This is a genomic window from Azospirillum sp. RU38E (assembly GCF_900188385.1).
Taxonomy (GTDB): Bacteria; Pseudomonadota; Alphaproteobacteria; order Azospirillales; family Azospirillaceae; genus Niveispirillum.
Map to the genome: position 1 here is coordinate 382,320 of NZ_FZOI01000004.1, position 16,637 is coordinate 398,956.

Here is a 16,637-nt window from a genome sequence, read left to right on the forward strand (position 1 = left end):
CCGCGTAAGCCAAGCTGCCGGAGGCAGCGCCCGGCACCTGAGGGAGCTTGGTATGAGACTCCCTACCCTTCCCGCTTATAAGGGCTCTCCGCCATCAGGGCGGTGATTTCCTGCGCCATGGCGGCACGTTCATTATCCAGGAAACCGGCCACCGCATCGCGCAAGCCCGGATGGGTCAGGTGATGCACGCTGTAGGTTTCCACCGGCAGATAGCCGCGCTGGATTTTATGCTCGCCTTGGGCGCCAGCCTCCACCCGCGCCAGCCCGCGCTCAATGGCGAAATCCAGCGCGCGATAGTAACAAGCCTCAAAATGCAGGAACGGGTATTCCCCCGCCCCGCCCCAGTTGCGGCCATAAAGCGTGTCGCCACCCAGCAGGTTCAAGGCACCGCCGACCCAGCGGGTGCCTTCACGGACCATGACCAGAACCACCTGATCGGCCATTGTCTCCCCCAGGCGGAAAAAAAATTCCCGCGTCAGATAGGGCCAGCCCCATTTCCGGTCAGAGGTGGCGCGGTACAGCCGATCAAACGCATCCCAATGTTCCTCGCGCAGCTCATCCCCGGTCAGGGTGACCAGCGCCAGCCCGCTGTCAGCCACCGCCTGGCGCTCCTTGCGCACCGCCTTGCGCTTGCGGGAACTGAACTGGGCCAGGAAATCATCGAAGCTCCGATAGCCCTGATTGGTCCAATGATATTGGGTGCCGATGCGGCCCAGCCAGCCGCGTTCGGTGAAATCACGATATTCCGCCGCCGTCACGAAATTCACATGCACGCCGGAAAGCTCATTCTCTTCGGCCAGCCGACGCAGCCCCGTCATCATCACCGCCGCCACACCGGGCGGCGCATCGGCGCGCAGCAGCAACCGGGGGCCGGTGACGGGGGTGAAAGGAACGGCAGAGAGAAGCTTGGGGTAGTAATCGCCGCCAGCATTTTCAAAGGCACGCGCCCAGCCCTGGTCGAAGACATATTCGCCATAGGAGTGGGATTTCACATAAAGCGGCATGGCCGCCAGCAGGCGGCCTTCCCCATCGCAGAGCGTCAGGTGACGCGGCTGCCAGCCGGTATCCCCCCCGACAGAACCGCTTTGTTCCAGAATGCGCAGAAAATCATGACTGATGAAGGGGTTATCGGCCCCACCCGGCACCCCGGCGGCACAGGAGGCCCAGTCGGCGGCGGGAATGTCGCTGATACTGTCCACCAGCTTCAGCGTAATGGTGCCGGGGGGCGTGCCTGTTTCCATATCGCTCAACATTCCGTCACGTCTGCGACAGACGATATGGCACCAGGGGCCGGCCCGCCAAGGGCCAACCCCTGAAAAGATAACGTTTTACGCCACTTCGAAGATCGCCTCGACCTCCACCGCCACGCCCAGCGGCAGGGAAGACGCGGAAACGGCGGAGCGGGCGTGGCGGCCGGCCTCGCCGAACACTTCCTGCATCAGTTCGGAGGCACCGTTGATCACCTTGGGCTGATCATTGAAGTCGCCGGTGGAATTGACGAAGCCAACCAGCTTCACCACCCGGGTGATCCGGTCCAGATCGCCATCCAGCGCCGCCTTGGCCTGGGCGATCAGGTTCAGCGCACAGGTGCGGGCGGCCTCGCGCCCTTCCTCAATGCTATACCCGGCACCCAGCTTGCCGACATGGCGCAGTTCCCCATTCCACAGCGGAATCTGGCCGGAGATGAACAGCTGGTTGCCAGTGCGCACGGCCGGCACATAGGCCGCCACCGGGGCCGCCGCCTTCGGCAGTTCAATCCCCAGTTCCGCCAGACGTGCATCAATACGACCTGACATGAAATCCTCCTGTATGTTGATTGCTGCAAGTTTCGGCATACGGGTCCGGCCGAAACATTGGTCAAGCCTCTGTTTAGCGCTTCAATGGGCCGCCATGAAAGGCCGTTCTGTTGTCTCACGGTGCCAATGTATAGAGGTGCAGAACCTCCTTACGACCCCGCGAATAGTTGAAGCCGGCCAGTTCCACCAGCAGGCGTGGCGTCCGCCCCTGTGCGGCAAGCCCTGCCATGAAGGCATCCTCCTCCCGTCCCTTGGTTACCAGACCCACGGCACAGGCGGGATCGGCCAGCAGATGGCCAGCCACCATTTCCCCGCCGCCCAGCCTTGTATTGGTGCCGACCAGAAACACCATGCTGGGTTCGTTATAGCCCCCGGCCGCCAGCACGGAATGGCCACAGGGCCGTGTGCGGGTGAAGGCATCGGCCACCTGCGGGCTGAGCCACATCGGCTTCAGGGCTGGCAGGGCCACACCGAACAACAGCACAAAGGTCGCCACCGCCCCGCCCAGGCCGGCCAGCAGCAGCCGGTCACCATCGCCACGCCGGTCGAACAGGAACATGGCCCCCACCGTCACCAGCACGCCCAGCGCCGCCAGGATGGCAGTGAAGACCGGCCCCCCGGTCAATTGAATGGGGAAGACCACCAGCGCGCCAGCAAAACCCAGCCCCACCAGCCCGCCCAGGGCCAGTGCCACCCGGCGCCACCAGCGATCCCCCGGAACCGACAGCCCATCCACCCGGTCCTGCAGGGCTGCCACCGACAGCATGGCCACCGCCGGCAGCACCGGCAGCAGGTAATGCGGCAGCTTTGTCACCACCCCTTCATGAATTGCCCAAGTGGGGATGATCCAGGCGGCACAGAAGCGCACGGCATCGACATGCCGGTGCCGCCAGGCCCAGGGGATGGCCGGCAGGGCCAGGAAGGCCCAGGGCCAGAAGGTCAACCAGAAAGTGGCCAGGAAATAGCCGGGCGGTGCGCCATGGCTTTCCTGCCCGGCATTGGCCTTGCCGAGAAATTCATGCCCGATGGCATAGCTGAAAAAGGCCCCCTTGGTGACGATGGCAATCGCCACAAGCCAGGGCAGCACCACGGCCAGCAGCAGGGGCACCCCGATGGCGGGGCGCAGCCGCTTCAGCCAGCCGGCCCGCCGGTCCATGGCCCAGAGGGCGGCGCAGGCCGTCCCCACCACCATGAGGATGATCGGCCCCTTGATCAGGATGCCCAGCCCCAGCGACAGCCAGAACAGCAACACCATCCCCAGCGGGGCGGCAAAGGGCTTTTCCCGGTCCAGATAAAGATGCGCCAGCACCAGCATGGCCCCCAGAATGCAGGCCAGTTGAGCCGCATCGGTCTTTGCCATGCGTGCTTCCACGCCCAGAATGACGCAAGCTGCCATCATCAAACCGGCGGCCAACCCCACTGTGGCACCAAACAGCCGTGCCCCAATCCCGGCCGTCAGCAGCACCGACACGACCGCCCCAATCAGGGAGGGGATGCGGTACATCCAGATCGGCGCATCGGTGGCATCGCCGCCCAGCGCCTTCACCGCCGTCACCTGCGCCCAATAGATGCCCACCGGCTTCTTATGCCGCGCCTCATCCTGGAAGCGGATATCGACATAATCGCCCGTCTCCAGCATTTGCCGGCTGGCCTGCACATAGCGCGACTCGTCGCGGTCAAAGGGCGGGATACCGGCGAAGCCCGGCAGAAAGGCCGCCAGCGCCACCACCAGCAACAGCAGCCAATGGACCGGCAACAAGACCGCCGGGCGGTAAAGCCGGCTCATTCCGCCACCGCCGCCGTCTGGCGGGCAGCCGACACCACCCGGCCCGGCTTGTGCCGGCGGATCAGCACAATATTGCGGGCATAGATGACCAAGGCCGGGATCTGCCCAACGATAATCACGATATCGGGCCGCAGCGCGCCATAGATGATCAGCATCAGCCCACCGCCAAGGGAAAAATACCAGAAGGCTTCCGGCATGACGCTGCGTCCGGCACGTTCAGAACTGATCCACTGTACCACGAAGCGCATCATGAACATGATCTGCGCCGACAGGCCGAACAGCACCAGCCAGCCCTTGTCCGCAATGGCGGCGTGCCACCAGGCTGCGATATGGGTCCAGATCATGCTTGCCTTTCCTCCGTCACAGCGCCCGGCACGCTGGTGCGGCGCAACAGCCAGACCACACCCAGCAGGTCGAACAGCCCGACGGCGGCCCGGCCCAGATTGGTATATTTTGACCGGCCAGCGACACGGGCACGGTCATTGATGGCCAGATTGGCATAGGCCAGCCCCCGCCCCTTCACCAGGGCGGGCAGGAACCGGTGCTGGCTGTCGAAAAACGGCAGTGCCAGGAACAGGTCGCGGCGGATCAGCTTCAACCCGCAGGCCGTATCCGGACAGGCATCGCGCAGGAAGGCCCGCCGGATACCATTGCCCAGACGCGAGGTAAGACGCTTGGCCAGCGTGTCATCGCGTCGACGGCGGTTGCCGGCCACCAGCACCAGATCGGGTTGTCTGTCGCGCTCGGCCAGCAGGCGGGGAATATCGGCCGGATCATTCTGGCGGTCGCCATCAATGGTCACCAGCCAATCCCCCCGCGCGGCCAGCGCGCCTGTGCGCAGGGCCGCACTCTTGCCGGCGCGCCATTGATGACGGATCAGCCGCAGGCCCGGATAAAGCCCCTGCACCTCTCGCACCCGTGCCACCGTCTCGTCAGTGGAACCGTCATCCACCAGCAGCACTTCGAAGGCCAGCGTACCCGGCAATGTCGCATAAATCTCCGCCAGCAAGGGCTGGACATTATCCTGCTCGTTCATGAGCGGGATCAATATCGAGAACAAACCCGACCTCCCCTGAGCCGACGGCCCCGCTGGTGCTGGACATATCCGATTGGGAGTAAACCCGCGCCGGAAAAAGGGGAAGTGACGGTTTGTTAACACTGCCAAGCGGTAGCGCGGCAGGCGTCACAAGCCCTCAAAAGACAAGCCGATCCAGGAAATCAGCCAAGAAAAATATTCACACGTGAATAAATGGCATAAATTTTTAACTGGTCAGATATATGAAAGAAAAATACCCTATACGAAAGGATAAGTCAGAAAGAAAAAGAAGATCCTCCATCTTTGGTTACCTAGCCGGGAGAGTTGAGATGCGCCTGTCCGATTTATCTTTTCGGACCCGGATCATTGGATCCTTTGGATTGATGCTGATTGTCACAGCTTTTCTTGGGTTATTTTCGCTGAACGGTATGTCCGCCATGGGCGAAGCCGGCAATGAAGTAATGACCAACACCATGCCATCCATCGTCGCCAGCAATAAATTGCTGACGAATATCCTGCAAGTGCGTCGCTTCCAGGCTACCGCGATTATCGAAAATGATCCGGATAAGCTGAAAGAACATCAAAAGACTATTGCCGCGCTGGAAAGTGACATCCTCAAGGTTCGGGAAGACTACGAAGCATTGGTGGATATAGAGCGGGCAGAAATTACCCGCTTCGATCAGGCGTGGGCCATTTTCCAGCCCAGCAGCAGCGCTATCCTGCAGAAGCTGGGCGCTGGCGATGCGCTGGGCGCAACGGCCCTGTTCCAGGGTGACAGCCGCACGGCCGTCAATGAAATGTTCAAGGCCTTGGACAGGGCCGTCGCGGTAAATGAGAGTGAGGGAGAGATCGCCAGCCACACCATGCAATCGGAATGGGATCGGGCGCGCACCGTGGCGATGAGCGCCCTTGCCGTCGCCCTGGTTCTGGCAGTGGCTATTGCCTTTACCATTACCCGCGCCATCACCGTCCCCACCAACCGGCTGACGCAATGCATGTCCCTGCTGAGCCAGAAGCAGTTGGGGACGGAGATTTTCGGCCTGGACCGCCAGGATGAGATCGGTTCCATGGCACGCGCCGTCCAGGTGTTCAAGGAAGGGCTGATCCAGGCCGACGCGCTGGCTGCCGCCCAGCAGGCGGAGGAGGAGGCCAAGAACCGCCGCGCGGCGCAGATCGACCGGCTGATCCAGGCCTTTGACAGCGAATCCGGTGAGACCTTGCGCAACGTCACCGACGCCGCCCATGATCTGGACAGCACCGCCCACACCATGTCGGCCCTGTCGGAACAGACCAGCCGGCAGGCCGCCGATGCCGCCGCCTCGGCAGAACAGACGACATCCAATGTGGAAACGGTGGCCGCCGCCAGCGAGCAGATGGTGGCCAGCATCACCGAGATCAGTCAACAGATCTACCGCGCCAAGCAGGTGGCCGGGGAGGCCGCCACCGGGGTGCGCCAGACCGACGAGACGGTCACCGGGCTGGCCCAGGCGGCCCAGAGGATTGGCGATGTGGTGGGGCTGATCCAGGCCATCGCGGCCCAGACCAACCTGCTGGCCCTGAATGCCACTATTGAGGCCGCAAGGGCGGGAGAGGCCGGCAAGGGCTTCGCCGTCGTCGCCTCCGAAGTGAAAAACCTGGCCAGCCAGACGGCCAAGGCGACAGAGGAAATCGCCGTGCAGATCGCCGCCATCCAGAAGGTTTCCGGCGAGACCTGCCACGCCATTCAGGCCATTGGCCGCACCATCGACGAGGTGAATGACATCTCCACCTCCATCGCCGCCGCCATGGAGGAGCAGGGCGCTTCCACGGCGGAGATCAGCCGCAATGTCACCCAGGCAGCGGCCGGCACGCGGAACGTCTCCGGCAATGTCGATCAGCTGATGCAGGCGGCAGCGGAGTCGGGTGAGGCGGCCGGCCAGGTGCTGATGGCCGCCGCCGGCCTGTCCAGCCAGTCGGACAGCCTGAAACAGGCAGTGGAACGGTTCCTGACCGCCATCAAGGCTGCCTGAGCCGGAACGGCGCCAGCCCGCCCACTACTCACCCGTGCGGCCTGCTATTTCCCGCAGGTCGCACGGGTGAACTGCACGCCGATGGCATTCATCCGGGCAATCGCCAGATCCAGCGACCCGTTCATGTCGATGGGGCGGCAGGCATCCTCAATCACGATGGGCTGAAAGCCGCAGCGCGCCGAGTCCTCCGCTGAATAAGAGACGCAGTAATCCAGCGCCAGCCCGGCAAAGAACAGCCGGCGGAAACCGCGTTCCCGGCAATAGCCAGTCAACCCGGTCGGGGTGATACCGTCATTTTCAAAAAAGGCGGAATAGCTGTCGATGGCAGGGCGGAAGCCCTTGCGCACCACCATATCGGCCGCCAGCGTCAGCAGATCAGGGTGGAATTCCGCCCCTGCGGTGCCCTGGACACAATGGTCGGGCCACAGTGTCTGCGGCCCATATGGCATCTCAACCATATCATAGGGTGCCCGGCCGGGATGAACGGAGGCGAAGGAGGAATGGCCCGCCGGGTGCCAATCCTGTGTCAGCACAATCCCCGCCCCCGCCGCCTTGAAGCGGCGGATCAGGTCATTGGCCAGCGGCACCACGGCGTCCCCGTCTGGTACGGCCAAGGCGCCACCACCACAGAAATCATTCTGGATATCCACCAGCACCAGCAGATCGCCCGCCTCGGGATCAAGAATTGTGCGCATGGCCGCTACCCTTCGTTGTCAGACCCTATCAATAGGGGACACGATCCGCCTTCACAATCCAGTCATTAAAGACGGACAAGGCTGCCGTGCTGGGGCGATGCTGGCAGGGAATGATCCGGGCATCAGGCGGCAGCGGCACCTGTTCATAAATCAGCGCATCGTCAAAGCCGATGGCGGCCGCCTGATCACGGGTATTGCCATAGACGATGCGATCCACCCGCGCCCACAGGGCCGAGGCCAGACACATGGGGCAGGGCTCACAGCTGGCATAGAGCGTAGCACCGCGCAGATCAAAGCGCGACAGGCGCTGACAGGCATCGCGGATGGCCACCACCTCGGCATGGGCGGTGGGATCATTGGTGGAGGTGACGCGGTTCCAGCCCTGCCCCACCACCTGCCCTTCCAGCACCACCACAGAGCCGAAGGGGCCACCATCGCCCGCCTCCATCCCCTGGCGGGACAGCGCGGCCGCCAGGGTCAGGAAATGCTGGTCCTGGGCATCCGGGTGGGTATCGGCGTGATCGGTCATCGGGGTTCCCTTGCTATGCGTCGCCGCAGCTTCATCCAAGGCTACCCCCGCAGCGACCGATCACGCCAGTGGCATCAGATACGCCCCATCAACAGCAGGATCAGCAGCACCACGACCACCACCGTCAACAGTCCGCTGGGCCCATAGCCCCAGGCACGGGAATGCGGCCAGGCCGGCAGCACGCCGATCAGGATGAGAATCAGGATGATCAACAGGATGGTGGTCATGGTCCGGCGGTTCCTTCTTATCGTTCAGCGCCCATTGGCGATATGTGCTGAACGCCCTGGTGCCGCCAGCGCTCCCGCCAGCGGTGGGATTAATCCGCCCGAATGCCGGTGATGGCCGATCATGCCCGAAAGGGCGATGGGGATTGACGCAACCGCCACCAACCGCTTTGCTGCACCGGTACCGGCGCCCCTGCCGGCACCTTTGCAACCTTATGGACCATGCATCATGAACCGCAAAACCCAGATCGGCGATCCGCCCATCCGCATCCTGCGCAATGATTTGGAAAAGTTGGAAAACCTGCTGGACCATCTGCACCGCGCCTATGCCCGTGTCTCGCTTTTCCTGCAGAACGAGGTGATGCGTGCCGAACTGGTCGACCGTCAGACCCGGCAACCCTTCATCCAGCTGGGTTCATGGGTCGCCTTCTGCGATGAGGAAGGTGCCCGCCATGCCGGCACACTGCACCTGCCGGAAGAACGGCAGGAGGCACCGCCCGACAGCATCTCCATCCTGACCCCTGTGGGGGCCGCCCTGCTGGGGCTGAGCCGGGGCCAGACCATCACCTATGAGACGATTGACCGCAGATCCAAGCAATTGACCGTGCTGGATGTGCGGGCGCCTGCCGGATAAGGGGGTTTTCACCAACGCGGCCGGGCATTCCGGCCGCGTTCTCGGCAGGCCTCAACCGAACTTCAGCAAGCTGGGCGCCTTGTCGATGATCTCTTCCAGGATCATTTCCGCCGTATCCAGATCGCCCTTCAGCTTGTCGCCCAGCTGTTTTTGATATTCCGGCCGGCGCAGCTTTTCGGCCGCATCGTAAAGGCTATGCAGCTCGGAAACGAAAATATCCCGCGCACCCATGGGCAGCATGGTCTTGGCCGACAGCACGAAGAAAAAGCGCATGGAGGCCCGCACCAGCAGGCCCAGCATCAGCGTATCCAGCCGCGCATATTCATCGCGCAGGTCATCCACCCGCACCGCTTCCACCGATTTCAGCCGTCCTTCGATCAGGATGCAGAGCGCGCGGAACTCCCCCACCTTGTTGCGGAACTCATTATAAGCCTGGAAACTGTCCTTGGCGGCCTCTTCCTCCGCAAGCTTGGCCAGACGCATGGCGTCACGCGCCTGCTTTTCCAGGGCGCCGATCAGTCCTTCAACTTCCTTGCGGGTATAGGTGCGCTTGATGGCCATAAAACAGTGCTTTGGTTAACCAGCAGAACGGCCCTGTATAGCCCTTGCCGCAGCGCAATGAAAGCGCCGGTACGGCGATGCTGCCCCCTGAAACGGTTGGGTAACCAACCCCTTATTGCAACCAATGCAACCCGGTGGCACGCTCAGGGGACATAATCGGGAAGACCTGCAGGGTGGCCATGCTACAGATCAGCAATCTCAGCCATGTTTATGCCAATGGGGTGCAGGCGCTGGACAATGTCAGCCTGGACATACCGCGCGGCATGTTTGGCCTGCTGGGCCCCAACGGGGCCGGCAAATCCACGCTGATGCGCACGCTCGCCACCCTGCAGAAACCCACCGGCGGCAGCATCCGCTTCGGCACGGTCGATGTGCTGTCCGACCCAATGGGTCTGCGCCAGATGCTGGGCTATCTGCCGCAGGAATTCGGCGTCTATCCCCGCATCTCAGCCGAGGATATGCTGGACCATCTGGCCGTGCTGAAAGGCATCACCAATACCAGACAGCGCCGGGAACTGGTGACGGAGCTGCTGCGCCAGACCAACCTCTATGATGTGCGCAAGAAGGCGCTGGCCGGCTATTCCGGCGGGATGCGCCAGCGTTTCGGCATCGCCCAGGCCCTTCTGGGCGACCCCAAGCTGATCATCGTCGATGAGCCCACCGCTGGCCTGGACCCGGAGGAACGCAACCGTTTCCACAATCTTCTGTCGGAGATTGGGGAAAACGTAGTGGTCATCCTTTCCACCCATATCGTAGAGGATGTGGCCGATCTCTGCCAGAACATGGCCATCATTGTCGGTGGCCGCATCGTGGCCCAGGGCCAGCCGCTGGCAATGATTGAGGGGATGCGCGGCCGCATCTGGCGCAAGATGCTGGATAAGGCCGCCGTGGCCGACCATCAGGCCCGTTACAATGTCATCTCCACCCGGCTGTTCGCCGGCCGCAGCGTGGTGCATGTGGTGGCCGACAGCGACCCCGGTGACGGGTTTGAGCCGGTGGCCGGCGGGCTGGAGGATGTCTATTTCTCCACCCTGCGCGCCAGCCGCACCGCCGCCTGAGCCGGGAGCCGCAGAACATGTTCGGCAAGATCGCCTGGTTCGAGCTGCGTTACCAGATACGCCAGCCCGTTTTCATCGTCACTGCCCTGATTTTCGGGTTGATGACCTTCCTGTCCGTCACGGTCGATAATATCCAGATCGGCTCTAACGACGCGGTGCATGTCAATTCACCCTTTGCGGTGATGCAGACGCTGGCCATCCTGTCGCTGTTTGGCATGTTCATCCCGGTGGCCATGCTGTCCAACGTGGTGCTGCGCGATGGGGAAACCCGCATGGCCGGCATCATGCATTCCCTGCCGGTGGAAAAATATCCGTTCCTGGCCGGGCGCTTCACCGGTGCCTTCATCGCCGTGGTGCTGGCCTTTGCCACCACGGCGCTGGGCATGGCGGTGGGCAGTTGCATGTGGTGGCTGGACCCGGAAACAGTGGGGCCATTCCGTCCGGGGGATTATCTGTTCACGCTGGCCGTGATCGCCATCCCCAACCTGCTGTCCACGGGTGCCATCTTCTTTGCCGTGGCCACGGCCACCCGCAGCCTGATGGTGACCTATGCCAGTCTGGTGGCTGTGCTGGTGATTTATCTCACCCTGAACGCCATCTTTTCCGACATCGAATATCGGCAGATCCGGGCTTTTCTGGACCCGTTCGGGCTGGCCGCCCTGGGCAATGCCACCCGCTATTGGACCATGGCGGAACGCAATGGCAGCCTGCCAACGCTGGAAGGTGCCTTGTTGTGGAACCGGCTGATCTGGCTGGGGGTCGGGCTGGGGCTGACAGCGCTGACCCTGTGGCGGTTCAGCTTCACCGAACGCGCCCCACGCAAGGATAAGGGGGAACGCAGCACCACCGCCCCCATTGCAGCCCTGGCCCATCTGCCCGTCGTGAAGCCCGCCGCCGCCAGCCTTGGCACCGGCTGGGCCCAGCTGCGTCTGCGCACCCGGTTTGAAACCGTCGCGGTGATGAAAAGCCTGGGCTTCATCGTGCTGGTGGCGCTGGGCGGTTTCAACGCCTTCGGTGCGCTGATCCGCATGGGGTCGATGTATGGCACCGATGTTTATCCGGTGACGCGCATCGTGGTGGAACTGCTGAACGGCACCTTCAGCATCGTGCCGATGGTGGTATCCGTCTATTACGCCGGTGAGCTGGTCTGGCGCGAAAGGCAGGCCAAGTTCCATGAAATTATCGACGCCATGCCGGTGCCGAACTGGGTGTTCGTCACCAGTAAATTCATCGCCATGGCGCTGGTTCTGTTTATCTTGATGGTGGTGGCCAGCCTGATCGGCATCGCCGTGCAGCTTTATCGCGGCACCGCCCCCGTCGAACTGGGCCTTTATCTGAAATATCTGTTCCTGGCCCAGGGCTGGCAGATGCTGCAATTCGCCGTGCTGTCCCTGTTTTTGCAGGCACTCAGCGGCAATAAATATCTCGGCATGTTGCTGGCCGTCGGCTACATCGTCGCCAGCATGGTGGCCCAGGGGCTGGGCCTGGAAGATAATCTGCTATTCTACACCGCCAGCCCGCCGCTGCGCCTGTCGGATATGAACGGCATGGGGCATTTCGCCCTGCCCTTCTTCTGGTTTTCGCTTTACTGGACCTTTGCCGCCCTGATCCTGCTGCTGGCCACATACCGGGTGTGGACGCGTGGCACGCTGGGTGGCTTCACCCAGCGGCTGGGCCAGTTGCGCCAGGGCTGGACGCGGGTGCAGGTGGGCATTCTGTTGATGTGCCTGGGCGGCTTCATCGCCAGCGGCGGCTATATCTTCCGCAACACCCATGTGCTGAATGATTTTGAAACCAGCGACCAGGGCAAGGAAAAGCAGGTCGCGTTTGAAAAGAAATACCGCCAATACGAAAACCTGCCCCAGCCGCGCATCATTGATGTACGCACCGATATCGACCTGTTTCCCGCCGAACGGCGGGCAGAGGTGCGGGGCAGCTATCTGCTGGAAAACCGCACCACCCAGCCGATTGACCGCGTACATGTGCTGCTGGACCCTGATCTGGCCGCTGCCAGCTTCACCCTGGAAGGCCAGGGCAGCACCGATACTGACGCCGACTATGGCTACAGCATCGTCACCCTGGCCCAGCCGATGCAACCGGGTGAAAAACGCCGGCTGGATTTCCAGACCCGCATCCATCACCAGGGCTTCACCAATAACGGCGGGGCCACGGATGTTGTCTATAATGGCAGCTTCCTGAACAATTTCGCTGTCGCCCCGATCATCGGCTTCAGCCGGCAAATGCTGCTGCAAGGCCGCAGCGACCGGCGCAAATATGGGCTGGAGCCGATTGACCGCATGGCCCCGCTGGAGGATGAGGCGGCCCGCCAGAACAATTATCTGCGCCATGACAGCGATTGGGTAGGGTTTGAAACCACCGTTTCCACGGCCAAAGACCAGATCGCCGTGGCACCCGGATATCTGGTGAAGGAATGGACCGATGGTGACCGGCACTATTTCCATTACAAGATGGATAAGCCGATCCTGAACTTCTATTCCTGGCTCTCCGCCGCCTATACGGTCAAGACGGAGCAATGGAACGGCATTGACCTGTCCGTCTATTACCATGCGCCACATGGGCGCAATGTGGATCGCATGATCCAGGCGATGAAGGCATCGTTTGAGTACTACAACGCCAATTTCGGCCCCTATCAGCATCGCCAGATGCGGATATTGGAATTCCCGGATTACGCAAAGTTCGCCCAGGCCTTCCCAAACACCGTGCCCTATTCGGAAGGCATCGGCTTCATCGCCGATAACCGCGATCCGGAAAAGATCGATTATGTCTGGTACGTCACCGCGCATGAGGTGGCCCACCAATGGTGGGCGCATCAGGTGATGGGCGCCGATGTGCAAGGCGCCACCCTGCTGTCGGAAACCCTGGCCCAGTACAGCGCCCTGATGGTGATGGAAAAACAGTATGGGCCGGACAAAATCCGCCGCTTCCTGAAATATGAGCTGGACAGTTACTTGCGCGGGCGCGGCGGGGAAGACCGGGAGGAACAGCCCCTCTATCGCGTGGAAAACCAGCAATATATCCATTACCGCAAGGGGGCTGTGGCGCTCTATTTCCTGCGCGACCAGTTGGGCGAAGCGGTGTTGAACCGCGCCCTGGCCCGGCTGGTGCAGGAATCAGCATATCACTACGCCCCCTACCCCACCTCGCTTGACCTGCTGCGGCTGTTGAAGGAAGAGGCGGGGCCGGATAAGGCCGAGCTGATCACCGACACGCTGGAACGCATCGTGATTTACGATGTGAAGGTGAAGAGCGCCGACGCGGAGAAGCTGCCCAGTGGCAAGTACAAGGTGACGCTGGGCGTGGAGGTCGGCAAGGTGGAGGCCGATGGCAGTGGTAAGGAAACACCCAAGCCCTTCCACCTGCCCGTCGATATTGGCCTGTTCACCGCCAACCCGGCGGACAAGGATTTCGACGCGTCCAAGGTGGTGAAGCTGGAAAAGCTGCCGATCAATCAGGATGTGGACAAGAACGCCCCGATCCCGCCGATGATCCTGCTGGTGTTTGAGGTGGACCAGCTGCCCACCTATGCCGGTATCGATCCCTATAACAAGCTGATCGACCGCAACAGCGACGATAATCTGATGAAGGTGACGCTGAAACCATAACGTCTGTTCGGGAGATAATCGTCTCCGTTCAATTTCATTTGGAGCCACCTGCGTTCGACCAAACGCCGGTGGCTCCGGGGATGCTTCACGCAGCCCTTATCTTGGCCAGGAAGCTGTCCACCGCGCGGCCCAGCCGCTCTGTCTGCGTGCTGATGCTTTCTGAGGTGGTGAGGACCTGCATGGCCGTCTGCTTCGATTCCGCGGCGGCCTGACTGACATCCTGGATGGTGGTGCTGACCTCCTGCGTGCCGTTGGCGGCCTGCTGGACATTGCGGGCAATTTCCCCGGTGGCGGCGTTCTGTTCCTCCACCGCAGAGGCAATACCGGTGGTGATGCCGCGCATTTCGTTGATCACCTGGCCGACGCCCCGGATACTGTCCGCCGATTCACGGGCGATGCGCTGGACATTGCTGATCTGGCTGGCAATTTCCTCCGTCGCCTTGGCCGTCTGGGCGGCCAGATGCTTGACCTCGCCCGCCACGACGGCGAAACCCTTGCCGGCTTCGCCGGCGCGCGCCGCCTCGATGGTGGCGTTCAGGGCCAGCATGTTGGTCTGCCCGGCGATGGAGGAAATCAGCTCCACCACATTGCCGATCCGGTCAGCTGCCGCCGTCAGCCCCAGAATCTGCTGATTGGCTTGCTCCGCCGTACGCACCGCACTGCTCGCTATGTTGGTAGAGGCGCTGGCCTGCCCGGCAATTTCCCGAATGGAGGCGGACAGTTCCTCTGTCGCCACGGCGACGGTCTGCACATTGGCGCTGGCCTGTTCCGATCCGGCGGCCACTGTCACGGCGCGGGTGCTGGTACGGTCGGCGGTGGCCGTCATGCCATTGGCGGCCTGATTCATCTGGCCAGCGGCGTCCGCCAGGCTTTGCAGCACATCGCGCACATTTTCTTCCAGTTCCCGTGCGATGGCGGCCAGGGTCTCTTTCCGCTCCAGGGCCGCCTTGGCCTCCAGGGCCAGCCGGTCCTGTTCGGCCTGTTTCAGATTGCCGGCCATCGTGTTCAGCGCACGGGCCAGGGTGCCCGTTTCATCCACCTGCGCCACGTCCAGGCTGTTATCCAGATGGCCGGCGGCCACCTCTTCAGCAAAGCGGGCACTGTTGCGGATGGGGCGGGCAATGCCGCGCGCCACCAGCCACATGCCACCGATGCTGGCCAGCGCGATCACCACAGCTACGGCGCCCTGCAGCAGGGTGTCCAGACTGTTGCGATCCTCCAGCGCTGTCGCCAGGGCAGTGGCTTCGGCCATGGCCACGGCGCGCGGCACCTCGATCAGTACGGCCCAGGGGGTCTTGGTGCGGCCCAACTGGATGGGGGCGAAGGCCTTGATCGTGTCGCTGCTGCTATCCTCGCTGACCTGCGCCTTGCCGGCCTGGATCGTCGCCAGATCCTGCGCCCAATTATTGTCAAAGCGCTGATAGGTGCTGCCGATGGCGTCGGGATGTTCGCTGGAGGCCACGATCAGCCCCTTGTAGCTGATGATGGTGACGGCGGCCTGGCCGTTGAACACAGAGCCTTTCACCCGTTCAGCCAGTTTCTGCACGAAGGACAGGTCAAAATCGGCACCGGCCACGCCCTGGAACTTGCCGCCGATCATGATCGGCACCGACATGGTGGCCAGATAGACATCCTTGCCCTGCACGATATAGGGCAAGGGGTCGAGAATACTTTCGCCGCCGCCATTTTGCGGGCCGATATACCAGCCGCCTTTCATCACCCCGTTGGGATGCAGGGCGCTGCTGTCATATTCCACCAGCGGCTGGATGGCGATGCGCCCCCCGGCATCGCGGGTCCAATAGGGCAGGAAGCGCCCCGTGGTATCGGACCCGACATCTTTGCGGTCACGATGGGCATTGTCCTGCCCGTCCAGGGCATCCGGCTCCCAGGCGGAATAGGTGCCGTTGAACTGCGGATTATCTTTCAGCATGTTCAACAGGATGGCGTTGAACTGCGCCCGCCGCTGGGCCAGCGGCACGCCGCCTTTGTCGGGACTGGCGGCCAGCACCTCAAAGCTGCGGGCCATGTTGCGGGCGGCATCAAAGGCCATGTCCAGGGTGGACCGGATCGTCCCGGCCTGGGTGCTGGCCAGGGTTTCAAGACTTTCCTTCGTCTTGCGATCCGACAGGGCGCTTGCCTGCTCTGCCACGAAGCTCTTGGTATTGGCGGATGCGATGATGCCATAGCCAACCAGCACCCCGGTAGCCCCCAAAACACAGGCTGCAGAAAGTAAAGCGATTTTAGATTGTATAGATCGAAACTGCATGGTGCCCCCCTCCAAAGGTGGCTGGTTGGCTGCTGTGGCGCCAATCCAGACAAGCATAGAAGAGAAGCGGCTTTGTTATTTGATCTATATCAATTTTAATGAATAGGATTTTTGTTCTTTCGTATATGTTTAGGTTTTATATGATCTTTCGTATAGTTTCCGTGAGTTAATTTTGGTTAATCATACAAACACATATTCGTATTCAATGTTGTGCTCATCCCCCCTCTCGGGCGCTTCATCATCGAGATAACACCGGTGGCACGGGCCTGTTTAAAGGGCCCAGGATATTGGCATAGCAGGAGCTATGGTCTGTTGACATTCATCGCATCACCAGCACGGTTGCGGTAAGGTTTATCATTGCGGCGTAGCTGCAATCTGTTTTGTCGTAGCGGGTGGCGACCCTGCGGAACTGTTTGAGTT

General features: G+C 61.9%; 14 protein-coding genes and 1 pseudogene. 4 read left to right on the forward strand and 11 right to left on the reverse strand.

What is annotated here, in order from left to right:
* Nucleotides 1-62: 62 nt before the first annotated feature.
* The 5 genes from CHB97_RS11465 to CHB97_RS11485 all read right to left on the reverse strand — a co-directional run bounded on the left by CHB97_RS11465 (nucleotide 63) and on the right by CHB97_RS11485 (nucleotide 4,642).
* On the reverse strand, nucleotides 63-1,253 hold the full coding sequence (locus CHB97_RS11465; RefSeq protein ID WP_244559503.1) for a GNAT family N-acetyltransferase: 1,191 nt from the start codon (nucleotides 1,251-1,253) through the stop codon (nucleotides 63-65).
* Nucleotides 1,254-1,328: 75 nt separating this feature from the next.
* A complete protein-coding gene (locus tag CHB97_RS11470) occupies nucleotides 1,329-1,796 on the reverse strand; it encodes a RidA family protein (protein WP_089288079.1) in 468 nt (155 codons plus the stop codon).
* Nucleotides 1,797-1,911: 115 nt separating this feature from the next.
* Nucleotides 1,912-3,582 (reverse strand): glycosyltransferase family 39 protein, encoded by a 1,671-nt coding sequence (locus CHB97_RS11475; protein WP_089288080.1) that lies wholly within the window; start codon nucleotides 3,580-3,582, stop codon nucleotides 1,912-1,914.
* Nucleotides 3,579-3,926 (reverse strand): lipid-A-disaccharide synthase N-terminal domain-containing protein, encoded by a 348-nt coding sequence (locus CHB97_RS11480; RefSeq protein ID WP_089288081.1) that lies wholly within the window; start codon nucleotides 3,924-3,926, stop codon nucleotides 3,579-3,581. Before CHB97_RS11480 ends, CHB97_RS11475 begins: the two co-directional genes overlap by 4 nt.
* Nucleotides 3,923-4,642 carry a glycosyltransferase family 2 protein gene (locus tag CHB97_RS11485; RefSeq protein ID WP_256387123.1) on the reverse strand — a complete coding sequence of 240 codons (720 nt, stop codon included), beginning with the start codon at nucleotides 4,640-4,642 and terminating at the stop codon, nucleotides 3,923-3,925. The genes CHB97_RS11480 and CHB97_RS11485 overlap by 4 nt, the downstream gene beginning before the upstream one ends.
* 305 nt (nucleotides 4,643-4,947) lie before the next feature.
* Between CHB97_RS11485 and CHB97_RS11490 the strand changes: the two genes are divergently transcribed.
* Nucleotides 4,948-6,627, forward strand: a complete 1,680-nt coding sequence (locus CHB97_RS11490) for a methyl-accepting chemotaxis protein (protein WP_089288083.1) — start codon at nucleotides 4,948-4,950, stop codon at nucleotides 6,625-6,627.
* A 44-nt stretch (nucleotides 6,628-6,671) separates the two neighbouring features.
* Here CHB97_RS11490 and pncA read toward each other — a convergent pair whose 3' ends face one another.
* The 3 genes from pncA to CHB97_RS11505 form a co-directional block, all read right to left on the reverse strand.
* A complete protein-coding gene (gene pncA, locus CHB97_RS11495; protein ID WP_089288084.1) occupies nucleotides 6,672-7,322 on the reverse strand; it encodes a bifunctional nicotinamidase/pyrazinamidase in 651 nt (216 codons plus the stop codon).
* A 28-nt stretch (nucleotides 7,323-7,350) separates the two neighbouring features.
* Entirely contained in the window at nucleotides 7,351-7,851 is a 501-nt protein-coding gene (locus CHB97_RS11500; RefSeq protein WP_089288085.1) for a nucleoside deaminase, read from the reverse strand.
* Nucleotides 7,852-7,925: 74 nt separating this feature from the next.
* Nucleotides 7,926-8,078: a DUF3309 family protein gene (locus CHB97_RS11505; protein ID WP_089288086.1), complete on the reverse strand. Its 153-nt coding sequence runs from the start codon at nucleotides 8,076-8,078 to the stop codon at nucleotides 7,926-7,928.
* A 226-nt stretch (nucleotides 8,079-8,304) separates the two neighbouring features.
* Between CHB97_RS11505 and CHB97_RS11510 the strand changes: the two genes are divergently transcribed.
* On the forward strand, nucleotides 8,305-8,709 hold the full coding sequence (locus tag CHB97_RS11510) for a GreA/GreB family elongation factor (RefSeq protein WP_160105772.1): 405 nt from the start codon (nucleotides 8,305-8,307) through the stop codon (nucleotides 8,707-8,709).
* Between the two features lie 51 nt (nucleotides 8,710-8,760).
* Here the strand turns inward: CHB97_RS11510 and CHB97_RS11515 are convergent, their stop codons facing one another.
* A complete protein-coding gene (locus tag CHB97_RS11515; RefSeq protein ID WP_089288088.1) occupies nucleotides 8,761-9,270 on the reverse strand; it encodes a hypothetical protein in 510 nt (169 codons plus the stop codon).
* Between the two features lie 179 nt (nucleotides 9,271-9,449).
* On the opposite strand from CHB97_RS11515, the gene CHB97_RS11520 reads away from it, so the two are divergent.
* Nucleotides 9,450-10,328 carry an ABC transporter ATP-binding protein gene (locus CHB97_RS11520; protein WP_089288089.1) on the forward strand — a complete coding sequence of 293 codons (879 nt, stop codon included), beginning with the start codon at nucleotides 9,450-9,452 and terminating at the stop codon, nucleotides 10,326-10,328.
* 17 nt (nucleotides 10,329-10,345) lie between these two features.
* On the forward strand, nucleotides 10,346-13,951 hold the full coding sequence (locus tag CHB97_RS11525) for a M1 family aminopeptidase (protein ID WP_089288090.1): 3,606 nt from the start codon (nucleotides 10,346-10,348) through the stop codon (nucleotides 13,949-13,951).
* An 85-nt stretch (nucleotides 13,952-14,036) separates the two neighbouring features.
* On the opposite strand, the gene CHB97_RS11530 is transcribed toward CHB97_RS11525, so the two are convergent.
* Nucleotides 14,037-16,148, reverse strand: a complete 2,112-nt coding sequence (locus CHB97_RS11530; RefSeq protein ID WP_371333010.1) for a methyl-accepting chemotaxis protein — start codon at nucleotides 16,146-16,148, stop codon at nucleotides 14,037-14,039.
* A gap of 388 nt (nucleotides 16,149-16,536) precedes the next feature.
* A pseudogene (locus CHB97_RS25920) lies at nucleotides 16,537-16,637 on the reverse strand (IS5/IS1182 family transposase); the annotation flags it as partial.

Excerpts from the sequence above, each read along its gene's own strand:
- CHB97_RS11465 (WP_244559503.1), bottom strand. The coding sequence starts at position 1,253 with ATGTTGAGCGATATGGAAACAGGCACGCCCCCCGGCACCATTACGCTG.
- CHB97_RS11470 (WP_089288079.1), bottom strand. The coding sequence starts at position 1,796 with ATGTCAGGTCGTATTGATGCACGTCTGGCGGAACTGGGGATTGAACTG.
- CHB97_RS11475 (WP_089288080.1), bottom strand. The coding sequence starts at position 3,582 with ATGAGCCGGCTTTACCGCCCGGCGGTCTTGTTGCCGGTCCATTGGCTG.
- CHB97_RS11480 (WP_089288081.1), bottom strand. The coding sequence starts at position 3,926 with ATGATCTGGACCCATATCGCAGCCTGGTGGCACGCCGCCATTGCGGAC.
- CHB97_RS11490 (WP_089288083.1), top strand. The coding sequence starts at position 4,948 with ATGCGCCTGTCCGATTTATCTTTTCGGACCCGGATCATTGGATCCTTT.
- pncA (WP_089288084.1), bottom strand. The coding sequence starts at position 7,322 with ATGCGCACAATTCTTGATCCCGAGGCGGGCGATCTGCTGGTGCTGGTG.
- CHB97_RS11500 (WP_089288085.1), bottom strand. The coding sequence starts at position 7,851 with ATGACCGATCACGCCGATACCCACCCGGATGCCCAGGACCAGCATTTC.
- CHB97_RS11505 (WP_089288086.1), bottom strand. The coding sequence starts at position 8,078 with ATGACCACCATCCTGTTGATCATCCTGATTCTCATCCTGATCGGCGTG.
- CHB97_RS11510 (WP_160105772.1), top strand. The coding sequence starts at position 8,305 with ATGAACCGCAAAACCCAGATCGGCGATCCGCCCATCCGCATCCTGCGC.
- CHB97_RS11515 (WP_089288088.1), bottom strand. The coding sequence starts at position 9,270 with ATGGCCATCAAGCGCACCTATACCCGCAAGGAAGTTGAAGGACTGATC.
- CHB97_RS11520 (WP_089288089.1), top strand. The coding sequence starts at position 9,450 with ATGCTACAGATCAGCAATCTCAGCCATGTTTATGCCAATGGGGTGCAG.
- CHB97_RS11525 (WP_089288090.1), top strand. The coding sequence starts at position 10,346 with ATGTTCGGCAAGATCGCCTGGTTCGAGCTGCGTTACCAGATACGCCAG.